We start from the raw sequence: 19812 nt of genomic DNA, 5'->3' as shown, positions 1-19812 counted from the left end.
CTCGGCGGAACCCTCCGGCTGCGGTAGCTTCGACGGACGCCGGGGGACGTCCGTCCGCGGGCGCCGGCCGGACCCCGAGGAGGCGACGTGCCCCGAGGCAGCAACCTCCCGCGGCTGGCGGACTACAACCAGGCGGTCGTGCTCGACCTGGTGCGGCGGGATCCGGGGCGCAGCCGGGCCGACCTGCAGCGCGTCTCCGGGCTCGCCTCGCAGACCATCTCGAACATCACCCGGCGGCTCATCGACACGGGCATGATCCGCGAGAGCGCGCCCGCCGACACGAGCCGCGGCCGGCCGAGCATCCCGCTCTCGGTGGATCCCGACGGCGCGTGCGCGGTCGGCGTGCACGTGGACCCGGCCCGCCTCACCGTGCTCCTGCTCGACATCGCGGGCGGGATCCGTGACCGCCGCGAGCTCCGCACCCCGCAGTCGCCCGACCCCGACGACACGACCGCACTCATCGCCGCGAGCGTCGACGAGATGATCCGGGCGTCCGGCGTCGACCGCGCGCGCGTCCTCGGCCTGGGCGTCGCGGTGCCGGGTCCGCTCGACGTCCGGACCGGCGTCATGATCGCGCCGCCCCAGCTCCCGCGCTGGCGGCACGTGCGCCTGCGCGCCGACCTGCACGATGCGACCGGCCTCCCGGTGCTGCTCGACAAGGACGTGACGGCCGCCGCGACCGCGGAACTGCGCGCCTCCGCCGACGCCGACTTCCTGTTCCTGTACCTCGGATCCGGCGTGGGCGCCTCGGTCGTCGCCGAGGGCCGGGTGCTGCGCGGGGTGAGCAACAACATCGGCGAGATCGGCGACATCCTCGTGGATCCCGCCGCGGAGGACCTCGGCTGGGGCGGCCGCCGCGGCGGGCTGGCGGCGGCGTGCGTGCCGGAGGCGCTCGTGATCCAGGCGGTGCAGGCGGGCCTCATGCCGCTGCCCGACCTCGCCGACTACCTCGCGCTCGACGACGCGCTGACGCGCCTGTCGGAGCTGGCGAGTGCCGGCGACCCGGCGGCCGTCGCGCTGCTGGCCCGCGCCGCCCGTCGGGTGGCGTCGGGCATCGCGGTGCTCGTCAACCTCCTCGACGTGCCGCGCGCGGTGCTCGGCGGACCCGCGTGGAACCGGCTCCGTGACGCGTTCCTCCCCGTGCTCGAGGACGCGGTGCGGCGCGAGCTCGTCGTGCCGCGCCCCGACTTCCGGGTGGTGGGCAGCGCGGTGGGCGAGCAGATCGCCGCGCAGGGCGCCGCCGAGCTCGTGCTCGACAGCTTCCTGGCGCCGCATACCGGCGTCCTCGTCATGGGGTGAGGACGCCGGCGCTGCGCGGTGCGCCGCGGGTCAGTCGCGCGGCGCGGCCGCCGTCTCGGCCTGAATCGTGGACGTCGTGGGCGCGGCCGCGTGGGCGCCGTGCCCGCCGTCCGCCGGGAGGCCCGCGGGGAGGTCGACGGCCGGAGCCGACGCGTGCGGGTGCGTGCGCTCGAGCGCGGCGCCCTCGATGTCGACGTCCGGCAGGATCCGGTCGAGCCACCGCGGCAGCCACCAGGCCGAGCGGCCCAGCAGGTGCATGAGCGCGGGCATCAGCAGCATCCGCACCACGAACGCGTCGAGGAGCACGCCGAACGCGAGGCCGAAGCCGATGGACCGGATGATGGTCGACTCGGAGAAGATGAACCCGCCGAACACCGACACCATGATGAGGGCCGCCGCCGTGACGACCGCGCGCCCGGCCCGGAAGCCCTGCACCACCGCGAGCCGCGCCTCGGCGCCGTGCACGTACGCCTCCCGCATGCCGCTCGCGAGGAACAGCTGGTAGTCCATCGCGAGCCCGAACAGGATCCCGACGAGGATCACCGGCAGGAAGCTCAGGATCGGCCCCGGGCTCTCCAGCCCGATGAGCCCCGCGCCCCAGCCGAACTGGAACACCGCGACGATGAGGCCGTAGGTCGCGAAGAGCGACAGCACGAACCCGCCGGTCGCGATCAGGGGCAGCAGGATCGAGCGGAACACGACGATCAGGATCAGCAGCGACAAGCCGACCACCACGAGCAGGTAGAGCGGCAGCACCGCGGCCAGCGCCTCGGAGATGTCGATGTTGGTGGCGGCCTGCCCGGCGACGCCGAGCGTGATCCCGCCGTCGAGCTCGGGCAGCGCGCGGATGTCCTGCACGAGCTCCTCGGTCGACGCGCTGTTGGGGCCCTCCTCGGGGAGCACCTGGAACGCGAGGACCGTGTTGTCGTCGGTGTTCGCGACGGGGGCGACCGCCACCACGTCGTCGAGGTCGTGCAGCGCCTGCGCGACCTCGACCTGCGTGGCGAGGAGGTCGTCGTCGGCGAGGCCGGCGGGCACGTCGGCGACCACGAGCAGCGGGCCGTTGGCGCCCTCGCCGAACTCGTCGGCGACCGTCGTGAAGGCGCGCTCGCTGGTGGATCCGGCCGGCTCGCTGGATCCGTCGGGCAGGCCGAGCCGCATCGACAGGCTCGGGATCGCGATCACGAGCAGGGCGACCACCGTGCCGAGCACCGTCAGCACGGCGCGCGCGTTCGACATGGGCTTCAGGGTCTTCGAAGCCTCCTGCGGGTGGGCCGCGGATCCGGCCTCGGCCGCCGCCGCGCGGTCGCGCTTCCGCAGCACGCGCGTCCCGGCGAGGCCGAGCACCGCGGGCGTGAGCGTGATGGCGACGAGCACCGCGACGAGCACGCAGACGGCGCCGACCGTGCCCATCAGGCCGAGGAACGGTACGCCCGTAATGTTGAGGGCGAGGAGGGCGACGATCACCGTGGATCCCGCGAACACGACCGCCGTGCCCGACGTGCCGTTCGCCAGCCCGATCGACTCGCGCACGCCGGTGCCCGCGAGCATCTGCTTCCGGTGCCGGTTGACGATGAAGAGGGAGTAGTCGATGCCGACCGCGAGGCCGAGCATCACGCCCAGCACCGGGGTCACCGACGCCATGTCGACGACGCCGGAGAACGCGAGCGAGGCGGTGACGCCGACGCCCACGCCGACCACCGCGGTGACGATGGGGAGCGACGCGGCGATGAGCGTGCCGAGCATCACGATGAGCACGATGGCCGCGAACACGAGGCCGACGACCTCGCCGATGCCGAAGATCTCGGGGACGCCCTGCGCGAGGTCGGTCGCGAAGTCGACGCTCGTGCCGGCGACGGGGGAGTCCTGGAAGTGCGCGATGGCCTCCTCCTTGGTCTCCTCGGAGAGCTCGAGGCGCGGATCCGTGAAGGAGACGTTGACGATGGCCGTCGAGCCGTCCTCCGAGACCACGCCGATGCCGTCCGTGAGGCCGAGGAGCGTGCGGCCGAGCTCGGCCTGCTCGGCGCCGGACTCGAGCTGCGCGCGCGAGGAGTCGACGGTCGCCTGCTGCTGCTGGAGGGCCTGCGTCTGCTGGTCGAGCTGGGCCTGCTGCGCGTCGAGCGCGGCGATCTGCGCGGCGGGCGCGCCCGCGGCCTCGGCCTGCTGGCGCGCGGCGGTGAGCTGCTGCTGGCCCGCGTCGAGCTGCGCCTTGCCGGCGTCGAGCTGCTGCTGCGCCTGGTCGAGCTGCGTGCGGCCCGCGGTGATCTGGTCGTCGCCGCTGGAGAGCTGCGCGGCCTGGTCGGCGCGCTGCTGGGTGACGGCGAACGGATCCACCACGCGCGCGACGCCCGGCAGGTCGCCCGCGCTGGTGGCGAGGGCGGAGATGTCCTGCTTCTGCTGGTCAGTGAAGGCCGAGCCGTCGGCGGTGCGGTAGACGACCGTGCCGGTGCCGCCCGCGGTGTCGGGGAGCGTCTGCGCGAGCTCGTCGGTGACGGCGCCGGACGCCGTGCCGGGGATGTCGAAGCTGTTGCCGAGGGTGCCCGCGAACGCGAGGAACGAGCCCACGCCGATCCCGAGGATCACCACCCACGAGACGATCACGAGCCACGCGCGACGCGCGGCCATCGAACCGAGCCGGTACAGCACTGACGCCATGTCATCTCCCTCAGACGCTTCGACGATACGCTACGTCTCGTCTAGTTTCTGGAGCTACCCTGTGCAGGTGAACGAGCACCGAACCGGACGGGTCCGCAGCGAAGCGGCCCGGGAGGCGATCCTCGGCGCGACCGTGCGCCTCATCCACGCCGTCGGCTACGACCACCTCACGATCGAGGGCGTCGCCAAGGAGGCCGGCGTCGGCAAGCAGACGATCTATCGGTGGTGGCCGTCGCGCGGTGCCCTCATCGCCGAGTGCATGACCGAGGGGCGGCTGATCCCGGTGGAGTTCGCCGTGCCCGACACGGGCGACCTCCTCGCCGACATCGAGCGCTGGCTCACGGGCGTGCTCGCCGTGCTGGATGCGCCCACCGGAGGCCCGCTCGTCCGCTCGCTCGTCGCGGCCGCCGCCGAGGACGCGGCCGTGGGCGACAGCCTGAGCGCGAGCCTCGGCGTCGACCGCGACCTGTCCGAGCGCCTGGCCTCGGGGATCCGCGCGGGCCAGCTCCCCGCCGACGCGCCCGTCGACGAGCTCGGCCAGGCGATCCTCGGCGTCATCGTGCTGCGCGTGCTCGGCCGGAAGGGCGACCACTCGGAGAGCGTGACGCGGCTGGTGCGGTTCGTGCTGGGATCCGGCCGGGCCTAGGCCGGCGCCGGCGCCTCGATGGCGAGCTTCACGCCGACGGCACCGAGCAGGCCGCCGGTGGCCCAGCGCTGCCAGCGCATCCACCGGGGTCGACCGCGCAGGAAGACGGCGATCGAGCCGGCCGCGAGGACGATCCCCGCGTTGACAGCGAGGCTCACCAGGATCTGCACCGCCCCGAGCTGGAAGCCCTGCGCGACGACGTCGCCCGCGGCCCGGTCGACGAACTGCGGGATGAGCGCGAGGTACATGATCGCGGCCTTCGGGTTGAGCAGGTTCGTGACGAGGCCCATGCGGAACAGCTTCGCGGTGGAGTCGCGGGGCAGGTCGCGCGTGTCGAAGACGGAGGCGCCGCCGGGGCGCAGCGTCGAGTACGCGAGCCACAGCAGGTACGCCGCGCCGGCGACCTTGAGCGCCGTGTAGAGCCACGGGACCACGACGAAGACGGCGGCGAGGCCGACGTTGGCCATGGTCATGTAGACGACGAAGCCCACGCCGGTGCCGGCCAGCGAGACGAGTCCCGCGCGACGGCCCTGGCTGATGCTGCGCGAGACGAGGTACATCATGTTCGGGCCCGGCGTGAGGACCATCCCGAGGGCGACGAGCGCCATGGCGGATGCAGCGGCCAGGGTGATCATGCGGGTGCCTCCTCACGGGTCGGCGGCGGGTGGTCCGCGGCCGGGAGCACCAGCTTGGCGCACGCGCGGGGCGGGGCCCGTCGTGGCCCCGCGGCCTCACCGGTACGTGTAGAACCCCTCGCCCGACTCCACGCCGAGCTTGCCCTGGTCGAGGTACTCGCTCTTGAGGTGCGCCGCCCACGCCTGCGCGCCCGGCTCGTCGCTCGCCGCGGAGATCGCGTAGGCCGTGCGGAGGCCGACGACGTCGTAGATCTGGAACGGGCCGAGGGGCGCGCCCGTGGCGATGCGCCAGGTGGTGTCGACCGTCTTCGGATCCGCGACGCCCGTCAGCACGAGGCCCGCCGCCGCCTCGAGCAGCGGCACGAGCAGCGAGTTGAGCACGTAGCCCGGCTGCTCCTTCTTCAGCGGGATCGGGACCATGCCGATCTCCTCGGCGAACGCGACGACCCGGTCGAACACCTCGGGCGACGTCGCTGGCGTACCCATGATCTCGGCCGTGTTCTGCCGCCAGACGTGGTTCGCGAAGTGCAGGGCGAGGAATCGGTCGGGGCGGCCGGTGGCGTCGGCGATCGCGCTGGGCAGGAGCGTCGACGAGTTGGTGGCGAAGACCGTGCGCTCGGGGGCGGCCTCGGCGATGCGGCGGTAGACGTCCTGCTTGAGCTCGAGGGACTCGGGGACCGCCTCGATCACGAGGCCGGCGTCGGCGACGGCGGCCGCGAGATCGCTCGTCAGCGTGATCCCCGCGGCGGCGGCTGTCGCGGACTCCCTGCTGTCCTCGCCGGTCTCGCCGACGTACTGCGCGACGATCGCGTCGAGCCGTCCGCGCGCGGCCTCGAGCGCCGCGTCGTCCACGTCGTACGCGGTCACGGTCTTCCCGTGGTTCGCGGCCTGGAACGCGATCTGCGCGCCGAGCACGCCGGCTCCGAGCACGGTGACGTTCGCGAATGCGGGCATGGGGGACTCCTTCGTCGGCGGTTCGCGGCGGCGGGTGGATCCCCGGCGCCGGCCCTCCCAGCGAAGCACCGGTCGACGGGGCCCGACCGGCGCGTGCGGCCAGCGGACAGCCGCGTCCCCCTGCCCCGGTGCGGAGCAGGGGGACGCGAGGATCACTCGGCGGGCGCCGCCGGGTAGTCGTGCTGCGAGAGGAACGCGGCGAGGTGCGCCGCGTTGCGGGCGGCCGTCGCGGTGACGGACGCGACGCGCTCGGGCACCTCGTCGAGGTCGTTGTAGTCGACGCTGTTCATCGCCTCGCCGTTCCAGTACACGCCGCCCTGCGCGGGGACGGAGAAGCCGACGTCGTTGAGGCCCTGGAGGAAGTCGGCCGTGATCTTGTGGGCGCCGTCCTCGTTGCCGACGACGACCGCGAGCGCGACCTTGCCGAACAGGATCGGGTTGCCGTCCTCGCGGGTCTCGGACAGCTCGGCGTCGAGGCGCTCGAGCACGCGGGAGGCGACGGACGACATGTGGCCCATCCAGGTGGGCGTGGCGAGGATCAGGATGTCGGCGGCGAGCACGGCCTCGCGGACGGTGGGCCAGGCGTCGCCGTCGCCCATGTCCTTCTCCACGCCGGGCTTGATGTCGTGGTCGACGAGGCGGATCTCGCGGCCGGTCACGCCGTGCGTGGCCAGCTCGGCGAGCACCTCGCCGGCGAGCTTGCTGGTGCTCGAGGGAGCGGGGGAGGGCTTGAGGGTGCAGTTGAGGACGATGGCGGTGGTCATGGTGTTCCCTTCGGTGGATCCCCTGGAACGTAGGCCGGTCGGGGCGATGGCTGTCGAGGAGCTGCGCGGATCGGCCACGGCTCGGAGGCGGCGGTCATCTCCCGGCTCGCCGTCGGTAGGTTCGACGGGCGGGACTCCCCGCCGGACGTGGAGGATCCCCGATGAGCGACACCCCCGGGCACAGGCCCCTCGCCCCGCTCGACCCCGCCGACCAGGGCGTCGAGGGCGAGCTCCGCCGCGACCGCTTCCTCGGCGACCGCGACCTCACGCGCTGGGTGACGCCGGTCGGCCGGGTCCTCGCCCGCGTCGTGGAGCGGATCATGCGGGCGCTCGGCCCGTACGCCGCCCTCGTGATCACGCTGCTGGTGGGCCTCGCGCTCGCCGTGGGGCTGTCCGCGATCGCCGCGCAGGTCTACGACAACGTGACCGACGCCGACGGGGTCGCCGGCCTCGACAAGCCGATGCTCGCCTTCATGATCGGCATCCGCACGCCGTGGCTGAACGACGCCGCGACCGCGTACACGGACGTCGCGGGCGTCGTGGTCATGCCGGTCATCGCGGTCGTGACGATGCTGTTCCTGGCCATCCGGCGGCGCTCGTGGACGCCCGTCATCCTGGTCGTCGCGGCCGGCGGCGGATCGCTCCTGCTCACCATCGCGGGCAAGGAGATCATCGGCCGCGCCCGCCCCGACCTCGCCGACGCGGTGCCGCCGTACGAGACGTCGCCGTCGTTCCCGAGCGGTCACACGCTCAACGCGGTCGCGATCGCCGGGATTCTCGCCTACCTGCTCCTCCTCCGCCAGCACCGCCGCGTGACGCGCGTGCTCTCGATCGCGGTCGCCGTGGTCTTCGCCGTCACCATCGGCATCTCCCGCGTGTACCTCGGCCACCACTGGTTCACGGACGTGCTCGCGGCCTTCTTCCTCAGCGGCGCGTGGCTGGCGCTGGTGATCACGGCGCATCGGCTGTACCTGACGGCGCGGCGGCCGGGGGCGGTGGAGGCGGGGGCGGAGCGCTGACCTTCGGGGGCGACAGCTCGCACGAGCACGTCCCGCTCCGTGCGACCCTTGCCGCATGGATCTCGAGGTCGGCCCCGCGCTGACCATCCCCGCGGCCGAGCTGCGGTGGCGGTTCTCGCGGTCGTCCGGGCCCGGCGGGCAGCACGTCAACACGTCGGACAGCCGGGTGCAGCTCACGTGGAGCCCGGTGGAGTCGCTGGTGCTGACGGATCAGCAGCGGGCGCGGATCCTCGAGCGGCTCGGCCGGCGCCTGGTCGGCGGCGCGGTCACGGTGACGGTGTCCGAGCAGCGGTCGCAGCTGAGGAACCGGGTGGCCGCGCTCGACGCTCTCCGCGAGATCGTGGCCGAGGCGCTCGCACCCGACGCCGCCCCGCGACGAGCCACGCGTCCCACGAAGGGCTCGCAGCGCCGTCGTCTCGCGGCCAAGACGCAGCGCTCGGCGACGAAGCAGCAGCGCAAGCGCCCGACCGGCGACTGACGGCGGATCAGCGGATCAGGCGGATGCCCCGACGGACGCGTCCGTCCGGTCCCACCCCAGCGCCTCGCCGATCTGCTTGATCGCGGCGAGCGACCGGAGGTTGAAGTCCACGCCGAGCTGGTTGGGGATCGTGACGAGGAGGGTGTCGGCCGCGGCGATCGCCTGGTCCTTGCCGAGCTCGTCGATGAGGCGCTCCGGGGTGCCGATGTAGGAGCGGCCGAAGCGCCACTTCTCGCCGCCGACCTGGCCGACCTGGTCCTGGCCCTCGATCTGCGAGCGGACGCCGAAGTACATCTCCGATTCGTCGTCGACGATGGGGATGATGCTGCGGCTGACGCTCACGCGCGGCTCCCACGCGTGCCCGGCGGCGGCCCAGCCGTCGCGGAACAGCTGGATCTGCTCGGCCTGGAGCACGTCGAGCGGCACGCCGGTGTCCTCGGAGAGGAGCGTCGACGACATGAGGTTCATGCCCTGCTCGGCCGCCCACTGGCCGGTCGCGCGCGTGCCGGCGCCCCACCAGATGCGCTCGCGGAGGCCCGGCGACTGCGGGGTGATCGCGACGCCGCCCGCGATGATGCCGCGCTGCGGGGCCGCGGTCGCGAGCTCCTCGCCCTCGAGCGCGCGGAGGAAGAGGCCGGTGTGGCGGCGGGCCATGTCGGCGTCGGTCTCGCCGTCCTGGGGCACGTAGCCGAAGGACTCGTAGCCGGCCTCGACCTGCTCGGGCGATCCGCGGCTGATGCCGAGCTGCACCCGGCGGTTGGAGATGAGGTCGGTCATGGCCGCCTCCTCCGCCATGTAGAGGGGGTTCTCGTAGCGCATGTCGACGACGCCGGTGCCGATCTCGATCCGGCTGGTGCGGCTCGCGATGGCGGCCAGCAGCGGGAACGGCGACGCCTGCTGCGGCGCGAAGTGGTGCACGCGGAAGTACGCGCCGTCGATGCCGATCTCCTCGGCCGCGACCGCGAGGTCGATCGACTGCAGGAGCGAGTCCTGGGCGGTGCGGACGCGGGATCCGCGCACGTCCTGCCAGTGGTTGAACGACAGGAAGCCGATCTTAGTGGCCATGGGGCGCTCCTCGTGCTCGACGGCGGCGGCATCCGGGTGGATGCGTCTGCATGGAGTCGAACCGCGGCGGGGCGCCCGCCTATTCCCGGCCTCGACCGCGCGGCCTCCCCGGCCTACGCTCCGGACATGCACCGCATCTTCACGACGCCGTTCGCCACGGTCCACGCGCTCTACGTGAAGAAGGTCGAGCGGAAGGGCCACACGCGGGCGGAGGTCGACCAGGTGATCACCTGGCTCACCGGCTTCGACGCCGCGGAGCTCCAGCGCCACCTGGACGCCGAGACCACGTTCGAGGACTTCTTCGCCGCCGCCCGCATCACCCCGCTGGCGGACGAGGTCCGCGGCGTGATCTGCGGCGTCCGCATCGAGGAGATCGAGGACCCGCTCATGAAGCAGATCCGGATCCTCGACAAGCTCGTCGACGAGGTCGCCCGCGGTCGCGCGATGGCGAAGGTGCTGCGCGGCAGCTAGCCGATCCGCACGGCACCCGCCAGCGCCGCCGCGGGCAGCACCGCGCTCGCGTGCAGCACCTCGATGCCGATGAGGCGACCGTCGGCGTCGAAGTCGAGCGCGACCTCGCCGCGGGCGCCGGGCGTCGCGATCGAGTGGATCGTCGTGGCCGCCTCGCCGTCGCCGACCGGCCCGGCCAGCTCGACGTACGCGGCGTCCGCGGCCGGGTCGTAGGTCACGCGCATCACGCGCCCGCCCCCATCAGCGCACGGAACGCGTCGAGCGTCTCGCGCAGCACCTCGGCGAGGTCCGTCTCGGCGCCGCCGTCGGAGAGCCAGCGGCCGATGGAGACGCCGAATACGGTCGCGGTGGCGTGGGCGACGAGCACGGCGGTGAGCGGATCCGACCCGCGCTCCACGAAGCCCGCGCGAACGGCCTCCTGCATCGCCTGGACCTTGCGCATCTCGCGCTCCTGCAAGCCGGGGTCGTCGCCGATGATCCGCTTGCGGGCGAGCAGGGTGTCGCGCCCCTCCGCGAACTGCGACGCGACGACCTCGGGGAAGCCGTCCTCGACGACCTGGAGCGGGGCGCGGTCGGCGGGCGCCTCGCGGATGATGCGCGTCACGAGCGCGGGCAGCTCGTCCTCCTCGGCGAAGAGCACCTCGCGCTTGTCGGCGAAGTGACGGAAGAAGGTGCGGGTCGTGAGGCCGGCGCGGGCGGTGATCTCGGGGACGGTCGTCTCCGCGAAGCCCCGCTCGCGGAACAGCTCGAGGGCGGCGGCGGCCAGGCGCTCGCGCGTGTCCGGCTGCCATCTGCTCATGCGTCGATCCTAGTGATGACATTCCGTGTCATCGATGTGTATGGTGATGACACGCGATGTCATCGGGCAGCGCGATCCGCAGATCGGAGAACCGCATGCCCACCGAATCCGCCGCCTGGCTCGCCTCGTCCGCCGCTGACCTCACCGTCGGACCCGCGCCGCGGACCGCTCCCCGGGAGGGCGAGGTCGCGATCCGCGTCCGCGCCGTCGCGATCAACCCGCTCGACACCATGAAGCAGCACATGGGCGACCTCATGTACCGCTGGCTGCCGCACCCGGCGGTGCTCGGCGAGGACGTCGCGGGCGTCGTCGAGGAGATCGGCCCCGGCGTCACGCGCTTCGCCGTCGGCGACCGGGTCGTCGCGTACGCGGTCGGCATGGAGAAGGGGCGGCGACACGCGCCGGAGGGCGGATTCCAGTCGCGCGCGATCGTGCGCGTCGACCTCGCGTCGCCGATCCCGGACGCCCTGCGCTTCGAGGAGGCCGCCGTGCTCCCGCTCGGGATCTCCACGGCCGCGTCCGGCCTGTTCGGCGCGGGCCAGCTCGGGCTGCGCACGCCCGACGCGACCACCCCGGCGACGGGCGAGACCGTCGTGGTCTGGGGTGGATCCACGAGCGTCGGCATGAACGCGATCCAGCTCGCGGTCGCCGCCGGGTACGACGTGGTCACGACCGCGTCGCCGCGCAACCACGAGCTCGTGACCGGCCTCGGCGCGAGCCGCGCCTTCGACTACCGGAGCCCGACCGCGGTGCGGGACATCACGCACCACCTGGCGGACCGCCGCGTCGCGGGCGTGCTGGCCATCGGCACCGGATCCGGCGACCCGGCCGTGCGCATCGCCGCCGCCACGGGCGCGACCCGCGTCAGCATGGCGAGCCCGCCCGTCTCCTTCGAGACGCTGCCGCGCGGTGGTCGGATCGGGCTGCCGCTCGTGCGCCTCGGGATCCGCATGGGCACCGCGACCCCGGCCCTGATGATCCGCGCGCGCGTCCGCGGGATCCGCGCGAGCTTCATCTGGGGCAGCGCCCTCATGCACGACGGCGTCGGCGCGATGCTCTGGGAGCGCTTCCTGCCGGCCGCGCTCGCCGAGGGCCGCTACGTCGCGGCGCCCGCGGCCGAGGTCGTCGGCGCCGGGCTCGACGCGATCCAGCCGGCGATGGACCGCCTGCGCGCGGGCGTCTCGGCGCGGAAGCTCGTGGTCGCGCTGGACGACCGGGCGTGACCCGCGCGGCTAGCGTGGGGAGCACCGAGACCCGAGGAGCACCCGCATGAGCCGCATCACCGTCGACCAGCTCGCCGCCCTGGACTCGCCCGTCCTCATCGACGTGCGCGAGCCCGACGAGTACGCCGCGGGCCACGCGCCCGGCGCCGTCAACCTGCCCATGTCGCAGCTCGACGCACGCGTCGACGAGGTGCCGACCGACGCGCCCGTGCACGTGATCTGCCAGTCCGGCGGGCGCAGCGCGCGGGCGACCGAGGCGCTCGCGGCCCGGGGCGTCGACGCGGTCGACGTCGAGGGCGGCACGAGCGCCTGGATCTCCGCCGGCCACCCCGTCGACCGCGCCTGACCGGGGCCGCGTCGTCGGCGGCGCTCCGTAGCATCGGGGCATGCCCGCCGCCGCGCACGAGCTCCTGACCGTCCCCGACCGCGACGCGTGGCGCGCCTGGCTCGACGCGCACGAGGAGTCGTCCGACGGCGTGTGGCTGGTGCTCGCGAAGAAGGGCACCACGGATCCGACCTCGCTCACCTACGCCGAGGCGCTCGACGAGGCGCTGTGCAGCGGCTGGATCGACGGGCAGACCGCGAGCATCGACGAGCGGATCTTCCGTCGCCGGTTCACCCCGCGGCGGAAGGCGTCGCTGTGGTCGGAGCGCAACATCGGGCTGGTGGCGTCGCTCACGGCGGAGGGCCGGATGCGTCCGGCCGGGATCCGCGAGGTGGAGCGCGCGCAGGCCGACGGCCGGTGGGAGCGCGCCTACGCGGGCCAGGCATCGGCGTCCGAGCCGGAGGACCTGCTGGCCGCGCTCGCCGCGTCGCCCGCCGCCGCGGACACCTTCGCGCCGCTGTCCAAGGTCAACCGCTACGCCGTGATCCACCGGGTGTCGACGGCGCCGAACGCGACCGTCCGCGCGAACCGGCTCGCGAAGCTCGTGGCGATGCTCGAGCGCGGGGAGGCGCCGCACCCGCGGTGAGCGGGGCCGCGGATCAGGAGCGGGCGGCGAGCCATTCGCGCGCCAGCACCGACATGACGACCTCGTCGTGGAACGCGCCGTCGTGGAAGACCGCCTCGCGGAGCACGCCCTCCTCGACGAAGCCGACCTTCCGGTAGGTCGCGCGGGCCCGGGCGTTGAACGCGAACACGTGCAGCTGGATCCGGTTTAGCCCCAGCTCGCGGAAGCCGTACTCGACGAGCGTGCGCACGGCGTCGGTGCCGTAGCCGGAGCCGGTGTGCTCGGATCCGATCATCACGGTGAGCGTCGCGGAGCGCGTCAGGAGCAGGGCGCCGTAGAGGGTGACGTGGCCGACGAGGCGGCCGGAGATCCGGTCGGTCACCGAGAAGCCGACGTCGCCGCCCGCGCCCGCGTTGGCGCTCCACTTCCGGAACTGCTCGGCGATGTCGCCCTCGGGTCGAGGTCGCACCGACAGCTGCTGCAGGATCGCCCACTCGGGCTCGCGCCACCAGCGGACGAGGTCGGGGAGGTCGGCGTCCTCGAGCGCGCGCAGCCGGATCCGCTCGCCCTGGAGGATGCCCGCGCCGTACCGCTGCGGGTCGCCCGCGTCCGTCCATGCCATGCGGCCATCGTGCCAGGGCCGGGAGCGGGACGCGCCGGACGGGACCGCGGTCAGGCCGCGCGCGGCGCCGTGCGCCAGAGCACGAGGGCACCCGCCCCCATCGCGACCGCGAAGAGCGCCGCGGCCGCGGCCGCGGGAAGCGCGCCGAGGAGCATGCCGATCCCGACGACCGGCACGGCCAGCCCGGCGTAGGCGGCGGCGAACACGAAGGTCGACGCGCGAGGGCGGGCGGCGGGCGCGGCATCCGCGAGCGCGGCGCGCAGGGACGCGGAGAACACGATCCCCGCCCCGGCACCGCTGACCAGCCCGCCCGCGACGAACAGCCCCAGGACGCCGGCAGCCGTGGCCACCGCGACCAGCGCGACGCCGCCGACGAGGATCACGGCGCCACCGCGGATCCCGACGGCGCCCGCGGGGACGACCTGCGGCGCGAGGGCGCCCGCGAGGAACACCGACGCGACGACGGCCGCGCTGATCCGCATGCTCACGTCGCCGCCGAGGGCGCCGAGGAGCGTCGGGGCGAGCGCCCCGAAGAGCCCCGTGACGGAGAAGGCGAGGAACGCGCCGACGAGGGCCCATCCGCGGGGGCGGGCGAGGGCGTCGCGGGTCGCCGCCGGCGCGGATCCGGCGGGCCGACTACTGCCGCCCGCCGGCAGCCGCGGGATCACGAGGGGTGCCGCGACGGCCCCCGCGGCGAGCACGGCGGCGAAGGCGAGGTAGAGGGCGGCGCGGCCCGCGGGGCCGTCGGGCGCCGCCGCGCCGGCGACGAGCGGCCCGAGCGCGAGGCCCGTCATGCTGAGGGCGGGGGCGACGCGCACGGCGGCCGTCCCCGCGCGGGACGGCGGGCCGGCGGTCGCGATGCGGCTGATGACGACGACGATCGTGGAGGCGAGGACGCCCACGCCGACGCCGGTCAGCACGCGGCTCACGGCGAACCCGCCGAACGAGGGCAGCAGCGCGAGCGCCGCGGCGGCGACGGCCTCGATGCCGGCCGCGAGCGCCACGACCACGCGGAGGTCCACGCCGCGCAGCACACGGAGCGACGCGAGCAGGGACGCGATGGCGCCGACCGCGAATCCCGCGAAGAGCAGCGTCACGCCCGACGGCCCGATGCCGAAGCGCGCCTCGTACGCCGGGTAGAGCGGGGTCGGCGCCGTCGACAGCGCCATCCCCGCGAGGAAGCAGGTGACGACGAGCGCCAGGGACGAGATCATGCGCGTCCGGCTCACGACGCCTCCTTCACTCGGGGTGCAGGATGTTCACCCTAGGTGAAGTCGCGGCGGCATGCGCGCGGCGGTTCAGAGGCGGCGGAGGTTGATCCACACCGTCCGCGCCGGTCGGTCCGACGTGTTGCGGATCAGGTGCGCGTGCTTCGCGGGGAACTGCGCGGCGTCGCCCTCGCTCGCCGCGTAGATCTCGCCGTCGAGCTGGATCTCGAGGTCGCCGTCGATCACGATGCCGAACTCGTGCCCCGGGTGCTGCGACGGCCGGCGGGCGTGGCTCGTGCCCGGGTCGTACTCGTCCACGTAGATCTCGATGTCGAGGTCGGAGCGGTAGACGGCCGAGCGTCGTCGCGCGCCGCCCGGCGTCACGTCCCGGATCTGCGACTCGAGCGGGATGATCGGCGAGTCGTCGTGTCCGGTCTTCGCGAAGAGCGTCGTGATCTCCACGCCCAGCCCGTGCGCGATCGCGTGCAGCGTGCCGATGGACGCCGTGGTCTTGCCGCGCTCGACGGTGCTGAGCATGGAGAGGCTGAGCCCGGTGCGCTCGGCGAGGTCCTGCAGCGTGAGCTCGTTCCGCAGCCGCAGCGTCTTGATCCGCTCGCCCACGCCCTGCACCACGTCGTCGAGGGACTCGCGCGGGGCCGGCGCGGGCGCGGCGTGCGGCTCGGCGGATCCGCGGGCCCTGCTGCGCGTCGTCTCGCTCATGCGCCCATCGTCCCAGGTGCGCGGGCCGATGCGGGGTCGCGGACGCGCCGGGTGCCGAGACGGTCGCACGACGGAAACACACCCGCAACACCCGGAATGTAACTTCTACGACCAGAGCGAAGTCCGACCTTCGCCCCCACCCGACCGGAGGTCCCCCGATGCACGTCTCTCCGCCTTCCCCGACGGACGCCCCCGCGCCCGTGCTCAGCGTCGGCTTCGACGAGAAGCTCCCGCCCGCCCGCACCGCCCTCTTCGGCGTCCAGCACCTGCTCGCGCTCACCGGCGTCTGGGTGTTCCCGAGCATCATCGGATCCTCGCTCCAGCTCTCCAGCCAGGAGGTCGCGTGGATGATCCAGGCCTGCTTCCTGCTGACCGGGCTGGTGACGATCCTCCAGTCGTCGCGCGTACTCCGCCTTCCCATCGTGCAGGGGCCGACCGCCGCGTTCATGGTCGCGATCATCAGCTCGGGCGCGACCTTCGGCCTCGGCACGGCCTTCGGGTCGATGGCCGTCGCCGGGCTGATCTTCATGGCCCTCACGATCCCGCTCAAGCGCTTCGGCCTGTTCGGCCACGTGTCGGCCTTCGTGTCCTCGCCGATCGTGCTCGGGACGCTCTTCGTGATCATCGGCGCGCAGCTCGCGAGCATCGGCGCGGGCGGCTGGTTCGGCGCCGCGGGGACGCCCGCCTACGGGACCCTGTCGCTCGTCGTCACGGTCGCGACGGCGGTCATCGTGCTGGCGTGCCTGCTCGTCGGCCGCGGGCTCGTGAAGCGCGGCGCGATCTTCTGGGGCATCGTCGGCGGCAGCGTCGTGGCGCTCGCCGTGGGCGCGTGGACGCTGCCCGACCTGACGTCGGCGTCGCTGGTCGGGGCGCCGCACCTGCTGCCGTGGGGCTTCGGGGTGGAGGGATCCGTCGTGGCCCTCATGCTCGTCGCCTTCCTCCAGGCCGGCACCGAGTCCATGGGCATGTACACGATGATCGCGAGCTGGGGCGGGCAGCGCATCGACACCCAGCGCGTCAACCGGGGTCTCTTCTCCGAGTTCGGCGGCACGGTCGTCGGCGCGCTCTTCGGCGGGATCGGCACCACCTCCTACCCGGAGAACGCGGGCATCGTGCGCGTCTCCGGCATCGGCAGCCGGTTCGTCACGCTGACCGCGGGCGGCATCGCCGTGGCGCTCGCGTTCCTGCCGCCGGTGAGCCTGTTCCTCGCGGGCATCTCCGGACCGGTGCTCTCCGCGGCCTCGACCATCCTGTTCGGGATCATCGCCGTCAGCGGGATCCAGATGCTCGCCCGGGTGCGGTGGGACGACCTCAACCTCGCGGTCGGCGCGACGTCCTTCATCGTCGCGCTCGGCACCCAGTTCATCCCGCCCGCGATCTCCGGGTCGCTGCCGCCGTCGATCGCGAGCATCGTCACCAGCCCGATGATGACCGGCATGTTCCTGCTGCTCGGGCTGCACGGGCTCGTGAACCACGGGCTGCGTCCTGTGCTGGAGCGGCGGGAGGCGCGCGGGGACCGGCCGTCCGCGGATCCGGCGCCCGTGCCGTCCGCCGCCGCGTCGGACGAGAGGAGCGCGGCATGACCGCCGTCGACGTGCACGGCGCCGCCCTCGAGATCGCGCCCGACGGGGAGTTCGGCGCGTGGCTGGATCCGGCGACCACGGCCGTGATCTCCATCGACATGCACCAGGGCCACCTCTCCGAGGACCCCGAGTGCCCGTGCCCTGCTCCGCGCGGACGGCAGGTCATCGCGCCCATCGACGCCTTCCACCGGGACGCGCGGGCGCTCGGCGTGCCGATCATCCACGTGCGCTCGGAGCTGCGAGCGTCCGGGGTCGACGACCTGGGCGGGACCTCGCCGAGCGCGTGGCGGCGCACCTTCCCGCAGCACGTGGGCGAGATCCCCGGGGCGTCGGACCACGCGCTCGCCGGCAGCCGCTGGACGGAGTTCGCGACCGACGTGCAGCCGGAGGACGAGGTCGTCACCGGCAAGAAGCGCCTCTCGGCCTTCTACCCGACGGATCTCGACTTCCTGCTGCGCCAGATGGGCGTGCGCGCGGTGGTGCTCGACGGGATCATGGCCGACTGCTGCGTGCTCAACACCGCGTTCGACGCGTCCAACCTCGGCTACCGCGTGACGGTGCTCTCGGATCTCGTCCGCGGCACGGACGAGGGGCTCGAGCGGGCGGCGCTCGGGATGGTGTCGCTGCACCTCGGGCTCGTGACGACCGCGGACGAGCTGCTGGCGACGTGGCGGGCGGCGCGGCTCGCCATCTAGGTGCGGCGGGTGGCTCGTCCTGCCGGGCCGGCGTCAGTGCCCGAGCTCGATGAGCAGCACGCCGCAGATGATGAGCGCGATGCCGGCCAGCATCGTGCGCGTCAGCGGGTCCCGGAAGAGGACGCGGCCGAGGATCGCGGTGAGGGCCACGCCCGTCGCCGCCCAGATTCCGTAGGCGACGCCGATCGGCAGGCCGAGCGAGAGCGCGCCGGCGAGCATCGAGAACGCGGTCACGTAGCCGACCGCGACCACCGCATACCAGCGCCGGCGGCCGTCGGTCGCGAGCTTGAGCGAGATGGTCGCGGCGACCTCGGTGACGATGGCGATCGCGAGCAGCAGCCAGGCCATCAGCTTGGCTCGCCGGTCGGGGTGATGCGGGCGGAGGCTGCGGGCGCGGCCCCGGAGGATCCGGCGGCGGCTCGGGCCGCGTGCGCGCGCTGCGAGCCGAGCTCGACCAGCAGGACGCCCGCGACGATGAGCACGAGGCCGAGGATCATGAGGCCGGTCAGCGGCTGCCCGAACAGGACCGTCGCGCCGACCGCGGTGAGCGCGACGCCGGACGCGCCCCAGATCCCGTAGGCGACGCCGACGGCCATGCCGGCCTTCAGCACGCGGGTGAGGAAGCCGAAGGCGGCGAGGTAGCCCGCGACGACGAGCGCGTACCAGCCGGGGGCGTCGACGGCGGCCTGGAGGGCGAGGGCGGCGGTCACCTCGGTGAGGATGGCGCCGCCGAGGAGGAGCCACCTCATGAGGCGGCCGTCCGGGCGGCCCGGCGCGACAGGATGCGGGAGCGGGAGGTCATGCGGAGAACCTATCGCGGGATTCGGCCAGGTGGCCAATTTGCATCGCGCGCGCAGGTCCCTCCGAGCCGATGCGCAGGCGCGCGCCCGGCGTCACGCGCCGGGGAGGGTGAGGGTGAGGATCCCGTCGCGGACCTCGACCGTCGTGCCGCGGTGGTCGCGCACGCGGGGGAGGCCGGCGGTGGCGTCGCTCCGGTGGTCGCCCACGACGACGACGCGCATGCCGGCGGCGAGGCCCGCCTGGATCCCGGCCTCGGCGTCCTCGTAGACGATCGCGTCCGCGGGATCCACGCCCAGGCGCGAGGCTGCGAGCAGGTAGCCGTCCGGGTGCGGCTTGCCGTCCGCCACGTCCTCGGCGGTGACGAGCAGGTCGGGCACGCGGACGCCGGCGCCGGCCAGGCGGGCGCGCGCGAGCTCGCGGCCGGCGCTCGTGACGAGGGCGTGGGATCCGGCGGGCAACGCGGCCACGAGGTCGCGGGCGCCGGGGATCTCGACGGTCGCGGGGCTGCCGTCGAGCTCGAGCCGGTCGAGCTCGGCGAGGAGGGCGGGCACGTCGCTGCCGGCGGGCGCGAACCGGGCGATGCTGTCGGCGGCGCGCACGCCGTGGATCCGCCGCAGGAGGTCCGCCGGTTCGTGGCCGAAGCGGACGGCGAGCGTCGTCCAGATCTCCTCCACGAGCGCGGTCGAGTCGACGAGCGTCCCGTCCATGTCGAGGAGGAGCGCGCGGGCGGTGAGCGTGACGGGGGAGGACATGGGTCCAGTCTCCCGGACGGGTGGGCGGCCGTGGCGGCCCGGGGCGGCCACGATGGAGGGGACGCCGCGCGCGGGTGCGGCACGAGCGGAGACGGCATGGGCGCGGCGGACCCGGACGAGGTCGTGGGCGGGAAGGTGCGCGCGATGCGGTCGCGGCAGCGATCCCGTGGGTGACGTGCTCGAGAAGGTCATGCTGGTGGTCATGGTCGTCTGCCTGATCGGGATGGCCATCACCTCCTTCCGGACGCTGAACCACACGTCGCGGACGAATGAGCCGGCACCCCGGTCGATGCGCCTCGCCGGTCTGCCATTCGTCGTGGTCGGGCTCGCAGCCGCGGTCGCACTGCTCGTCTGGGGCTGACACCGCCCGCATGCCGCCGCCGGGCATCCCCGCCGCTGTCCCCGCCGCATCCGCACCGGTTACGGCTCCCGCCGGGCCCGGACGTCCGCGGCACGCCCCCGTAGCCTGGGGG

The 19812-nt window shown here is 73.9% G+C and carries 24 protein-coding genes; 11 read left to right on the top strand and 13 right to left on the bottom strand.

Annotated features, from left to right (window positions below; translation table 11 throughout):
- Positions 1–87: 87 nt before the first annotated feature.
- Positions 88–1299: an ROK family transcriptional regulator gene (locus tag FGI33_RS12505; RefSeq protein ID WP_119434234.1), complete on the top strand. Its 1212-nt coding sequence runs from the start codon at positions 88–90 to the stop codon at positions 1297–1299.
- A 30-nt stretch (positions 1300–1329) separates the two neighbouring features.
- On the opposite strand, the gene FGI33_RS12500 is transcribed toward FGI33_RS12505, so the two are convergent.
- The gene (locus FGI33_RS12500; protein ID WP_237581969.1) at positions 1330–3954 is read right to left on the bottom strand and encodes an MMPL family transporter; all 2625 of its coding nucleotides are present in this window, start codon (positions 3952–3954) and stop codon (positions 1330–1332) included.
- A 67-nt stretch (positions 3955–4021) separates the two neighbouring features.
- Between FGI33_RS12500 and FGI33_RS12495 the strand changes: the two genes are divergently transcribed.
- Positions 4022–4600, top strand: coding sequence for a TetR/AcrR family transcriptional regulator (locus FGI33_RS12495; protein ID WP_237581968.1), 579 nt, complete (start codon positions 4022–4024; stop codon positions 4598–4600).
- On the opposite strand, the gene FGI33_RS12490 is transcribed toward FGI33_RS12495, so the two are convergent.
- From FGI33_RS12490 to FGI33_RS12480, 3 genes are all read right to left on the bottom strand, one after another.
- A complete protein-coding gene (locus FGI33_RS12490; RefSeq protein WP_119434375.1) occupies positions 4597–5235 on the bottom strand; it encodes a LysE family translocator in 639 nt (212 codons plus the stop codon). The genes FGI33_RS12495 and FGI33_RS12490 overlap by 4 nt on opposite strands.
- Before the next feature lie 96 nt (positions 5236–5331).
- Positions 5332–6189, bottom strand: coding sequence for a 3-hydroxyacyl-CoA dehydrogenase (locus FGI33_RS12485; protein ID WP_119434376.1), 858 nt, complete (start codon positions 6187–6189; stop codon positions 5332–5334).
- A gap of 152 nt (positions 6190–6341) precedes the next feature.
- Positions 6342–6953 carry a flavodoxin family protein gene (locus tag FGI33_RS12480; protein ID WP_086506752.1) on the bottom strand — a complete coding sequence of 204 codons (612 nt, stop codon included), beginning with the start codon at positions 6951–6953 and terminating at the stop codon, positions 6342–6344.
- A gap of 161 nt (positions 6954–7114) precedes the next feature.
- Between FGI33_RS12480 and FGI33_RS12475 the strand changes: the two genes are divergently transcribed.
- Both FGI33_RS12475 and arfB read left to right on the top strand, forming a co-directional pair.
- On the top strand, positions 7115–7972 hold the full coding sequence (locus FGI33_RS12475; RefSeq protein ID WP_119434377.1) for a phosphatase PAP2 family protein: 858 nt from the start codon (positions 7115–7117) through the stop codon (positions 7970–7972).
- Between the two features lie 55 nt (positions 7973–8027).
- Positions 8028–8450 (top strand): alternative ribosome rescue aminoacyl-tRNA hydrolase ArfB, encoded by a 423-nt coding sequence (gene arfB / locus FGI33_RS12470; RefSeq protein ID WP_119434378.1) that lies wholly within the window; start codon positions 8028–8030, stop codon positions 8448–8450.
- 15 nt (positions 8451–8465) lie between these two features.
- On the opposite strand, the gene FGI33_RS12465 is transcribed toward arfB, so the two are convergent.
- Positions 8466–9515 (bottom strand): LLM class flavin-dependent oxidoreductase, encoded by a 1050-nt coding sequence (locus FGI33_RS12465; RefSeq protein WP_119434379.1) that lies wholly within the window; start codon positions 9513–9515, stop codon positions 8466–8468.
- Between the two features lie 126 nt (positions 9516–9641).
- On the opposite strand from FGI33_RS12465, the gene FGI33_RS12460 reads away from it, so the two are divergent.
- Positions 9642–9986, top strand: coding sequence for a DUF2200 domain-containing protein (locus tag FGI33_RS12460; RefSeq protein WP_119434380.1), 345 nt, complete (start codon positions 9642–9644; stop codon positions 9984–9986).
- On the opposite strand, the gene FGI33_RS12455 is transcribed toward FGI33_RS12460, so the two are convergent.
- Positions 9983–10210 (bottom strand): DUF2283 domain-containing protein, encoded by a 228-nt coding sequence (locus FGI33_RS12455; protein WP_119434382.1) that lies wholly within the window; start codon positions 10208–10210, stop codon positions 9983–9985. The two genes, FGI33_RS12460 and FGI33_RS12455, sit on opposite strands and share 4 nt — an antisense overlap.
- A complete protein-coding gene (locus FGI33_RS12450; protein ID WP_119434381.1) occupies positions 10210–10785 on the bottom strand; it encodes a TetR family transcriptional regulator in 576 nt (191 codons plus the stop codon). The genes FGI33_RS12455 and FGI33_RS12450 overlap by 1 nt, the downstream gene beginning before the upstream one ends.
- A gap of 95 nt (positions 10786–10880) precedes the next feature.
- Between FGI33_RS12450 and FGI33_RS12445 the strand changes: the two genes are divergently transcribed.
- From FGI33_RS12445 to FGI33_RS12435, 3 genes are read left to right on the top strand one after another with little or no spacing between them, the layout of a single operon-like run.
- Positions 10881–12008 carry a zinc-binding alcohol dehydrogenase family protein gene (locus tag FGI33_RS12445; protein ID WP_119434383.1) on the top strand — a complete coding sequence of 376 codons (1128 nt, stop codon included), beginning with the start codon at positions 10881–10883 and terminating at the stop codon, positions 12006–12008.
- Positions 12009–12054: 46 nt separating this feature from the next.
- A complete protein-coding gene (locus FGI33_RS12440) occupies positions 12055–12354 on the top strand; it encodes a rhodanese-like domain-containing protein (protein WP_043674394.1) in 300 nt (99 codons plus the stop codon).
- A gap of 40 nt (positions 12355–12394) precedes the next feature.
- Complete coding sequence (locus tag FGI33_RS12435; protein ID WP_119435673.1) at positions 12395–12979, top strand: YdeI/OmpD-associated family protein; 585 nt, start codon at positions 12395–12397, stop codon at positions 12977–12979.
- Between the two features lie 13 nt (positions 12980–12992).
- Here the strand turns inward: FGI33_RS12435 and FGI33_RS12430 are convergent, their stop codons facing one another.
- From FGI33_RS12430 to FGI33_RS12420, 3 genes are all read right to left on the bottom strand, one after another.
- Positions 12993–13580, bottom strand: a complete 588-nt coding sequence (locus tag FGI33_RS12430; protein ID WP_119435674.1) for a GNAT family N-acetyltransferase — start codon at positions 13578–13580, stop codon at positions 12993–12995.
- Positions 13581–13630: 50 nt separating this feature from the next.
- Positions 13631–14809, bottom strand: coding sequence for a hypothetical protein (locus FGI33_RS12425; RefSeq protein ID WP_237581967.1), 1179 nt, complete (start codon positions 14807–14809; stop codon positions 13631–13633).
- Between the two features lie 69 nt (positions 14810–14878).
- Positions 14879–15508, bottom strand: coding sequence for a helix-turn-helix domain-containing protein (locus FGI33_RS12420; RefSeq protein WP_119402567.1), 630 nt, complete (start codon positions 15506–15508; stop codon positions 14879–14881).
- A gap of 158 nt (positions 15509–15666) precedes the next feature.
- Here FGI33_RS12420 and FGI33_RS12415 point away from each other — a divergent pair, with 158 nt between their 5' ends.
- Together FGI33_RS12415 and FGI33_RS12410 are read left to right on the top strand one after the other, a co-directional pair.
- On the top strand, positions 15667–17091 hold the full coding sequence (locus tag FGI33_RS12415; protein ID WP_119434970.1) for a uracil-xanthine permease family protein: 1425 nt from the start codon (positions 15667–15669) through the stop codon (positions 17089–17091).
- Positions 17088–17786 (top strand): cysteine hydrolase family protein, encoded by a 699-nt coding sequence (locus tag FGI33_RS12410; RefSeq protein WP_119434969.1) that lies wholly within the window; start codon positions 17088–17090, stop codon positions 17784–17786. The genes FGI33_RS12415 and FGI33_RS12410 overlap by 4 nt, the downstream gene beginning before the upstream one ends.
- A gap of 33 nt (positions 17787–17819) precedes the next feature.
- On the opposite strand, the gene FGI33_RS12405 is transcribed toward FGI33_RS12410, so the two are convergent.
- From FGI33_RS12405 to FGI33_RS12395, 3 genes are all read right to left on the bottom strand, one after another.
- A complete protein-coding gene (locus tag FGI33_RS12405) occupies positions 17820–18134 on the bottom strand; it encodes a DMT family transporter (RefSeq protein WP_119434968.1) in 315 nt (104 codons plus the stop codon).
- Entirely contained in the window at positions 18134–18535 is a 402-nt protein-coding gene (locus FGI33_RS12400; RefSeq protein ID WP_119434967.1) for a DMT family transporter, read from the bottom strand. The genes FGI33_RS12405 and FGI33_RS12400 overlap by 1 nt, the downstream gene beginning before the upstream one ends.
- Positions 18536–18679: 144 nt before the next feature.
- A complete protein-coding gene (locus tag FGI33_RS12395) occupies positions 18680–19339 on the bottom strand; it encodes an HAD-IA family hydrolase (protein WP_237581966.1) in 660 nt (219 codons plus the stop codon).
- A gap of 166 nt (positions 19340–19505) precedes the next feature.
- Here FGI33_RS12395 and FGI33_RS12390 point away from each other — a divergent pair, with 166 nt between their 5' ends.
- A complete protein-coding gene (locus FGI33_RS12390) occupies positions 19506–19700 on the top strand; it encodes a hypothetical protein (RefSeq protein ID WP_119435559.1) in 195 nt (64 codons plus the stop codon).
- Positions 19701–19812: the final 112 nt, after the last annotated feature.

The organism is Clavibacter phaseoli (assembly GCF_021922925.1).
Lineage (GTDB): Bacteria > Actinomycetota > Actinomycetes > Actinomycetales > Microbacteriaceae > Clavibacter > Clavibacter phaseoli.
This window is presented reverse-complemented; position numbering and strand designations above follow the sequence as displayed.

Excerpts from the sequence above, each read along its gene's own strand:
- FGI33_RS12500 (WP_237581969.1), bottom strand. The coding sequence starts at position 3,954 with ATGGCGTCAGTGCTGTACCGGCTCGGTTCGATGGCCGCGCGTCGCGCG.
- FGI33_RS12490 (WP_119434375.1), bottom strand. The coding sequence starts at position 5,235 with ATGATCACCCTGGCCGCTGCATCCGCCATGGCGCTCGTCGCCCTCGGG.
- FGI33_RS12485 (WP_119434376.1), bottom strand. The coding sequence starts at position 6,189 with ATGCCCGCATTCGCGAACGTCACCGTGCTCGGAGCCGGCGTGCTCGGC.
- FGI33_RS12480 (WP_086506752.1), bottom strand. The coding sequence starts at position 6,953 with ATGACCACCGCCATCGTCCTCAACTGCACCCTCAAGCCCTCCCCCGCT.
- FGI33_RS12475 (WP_119434377.1), top strand. The coding sequence starts at position 7,115 with ATGAGCGACACCCCCGGGCACAGGCCCCTCGCCCCGCTCGACCCCGCC.
- arfB (WP_119434378.1), top strand. The coding sequence starts at position 8,028 with ATGGATCTCGAGGTCGGCCCCGCGCTGACCATCCCCGCGGCCGAGCTG.
- FGI33_RS12465 (WP_119434379.1), bottom strand. The coding sequence starts at position 9,515 with ATGGCCACTAAGATCGGCTTCCTGTCGTTCAACCACTGGCAGGACGTG.
- FGI33_RS12460 (WP_119434380.1), top strand. The coding sequence starts at position 9,642 with ATGCACCGCATCTTCACGACGCCGTTCGCCACGGTCCACGCGCTCTAC.
- FGI33_RS12455 (WP_119434382.1), bottom strand. The coding sequence starts at position 10,210 with ATGCGCGTGACCTACGACCCGGCCGCGGACGCCGCGTACGTCGAGCTG.
- FGI33_RS12450 (WP_119434381.1), bottom strand. The coding sequence starts at position 10,785 with ATGAGCAGATGGCAGCCGGACACGCGCGAGCGCCTGGCCGCCGCCGCC.
- FGI33_RS12445 (WP_119434383.1), top strand. The coding sequence starts at position 10,881 with ATGCCCACCGAATCCGCCGCCTGGCTCGCCTCGTCCGCCGCTGACCTC.
- FGI33_RS12440 (WP_043674394.1), top strand. The coding sequence starts at position 12,055 with ATGAGCCGCATCACCGTCGACCAGCTCGCCGCCCTGGACTCGCCCGTC.
- FGI33_RS12435 (WP_119435673.1), top strand. The coding sequence starts at position 12,395 with ATGCCCGCCGCCGCGCACGAGCTCCTGACCGTCCCCGACCGCGACGCG.
- FGI33_RS12430 (WP_119435674.1), bottom strand. The coding sequence starts at position 13,580 with ATGGCATGGACGGACGCGGGCGACCCGCAGCGGTACGGCGCGGGCATC.
- FGI33_RS12420 (WP_119402567.1), bottom strand. The coding sequence starts at position 15,508 with ATGAGCGAGACGACGCGCAGCAGGGCCCGCGGATCCGCCGAGCCGCAC.
- FGI33_RS12415 (WP_119434970.1), top strand. The coding sequence starts at position 15,667 with ATGCACGTCTCTCCGCCTTCCCCGACGGACGCCCCCGCGCCCGTGCTC.
- FGI33_RS12410 (WP_119434969.1), top strand. The coding sequence starts at position 17,088 with ATGACCGCCGTCGACGTGCACGGCGCCGCCCTCGAGATCGCGCCCGAC.
- FGI33_RS12405 (WP_119434968.1), bottom strand. The coding sequence starts at position 18,134 with ATGGCCTGGCTGCTGCTCGCGATCGCCATCGTCACCGAGGTCGCCGCG.
- FGI33_RS12400 (WP_119434967.1), bottom strand. The coding sequence starts at position 18,535 with ATGAGGTGGCTCCTCCTCGGCGGCGCCATCCTCACCGAGGTGACCGCC.
- FGI33_RS12395 (WP_237581966.1), bottom strand. The coding sequence starts at position 19,339 with ATGTCCTCCCCCGTCACGCTCACCGCCCGCGCGCTCCTCCTCGACATG.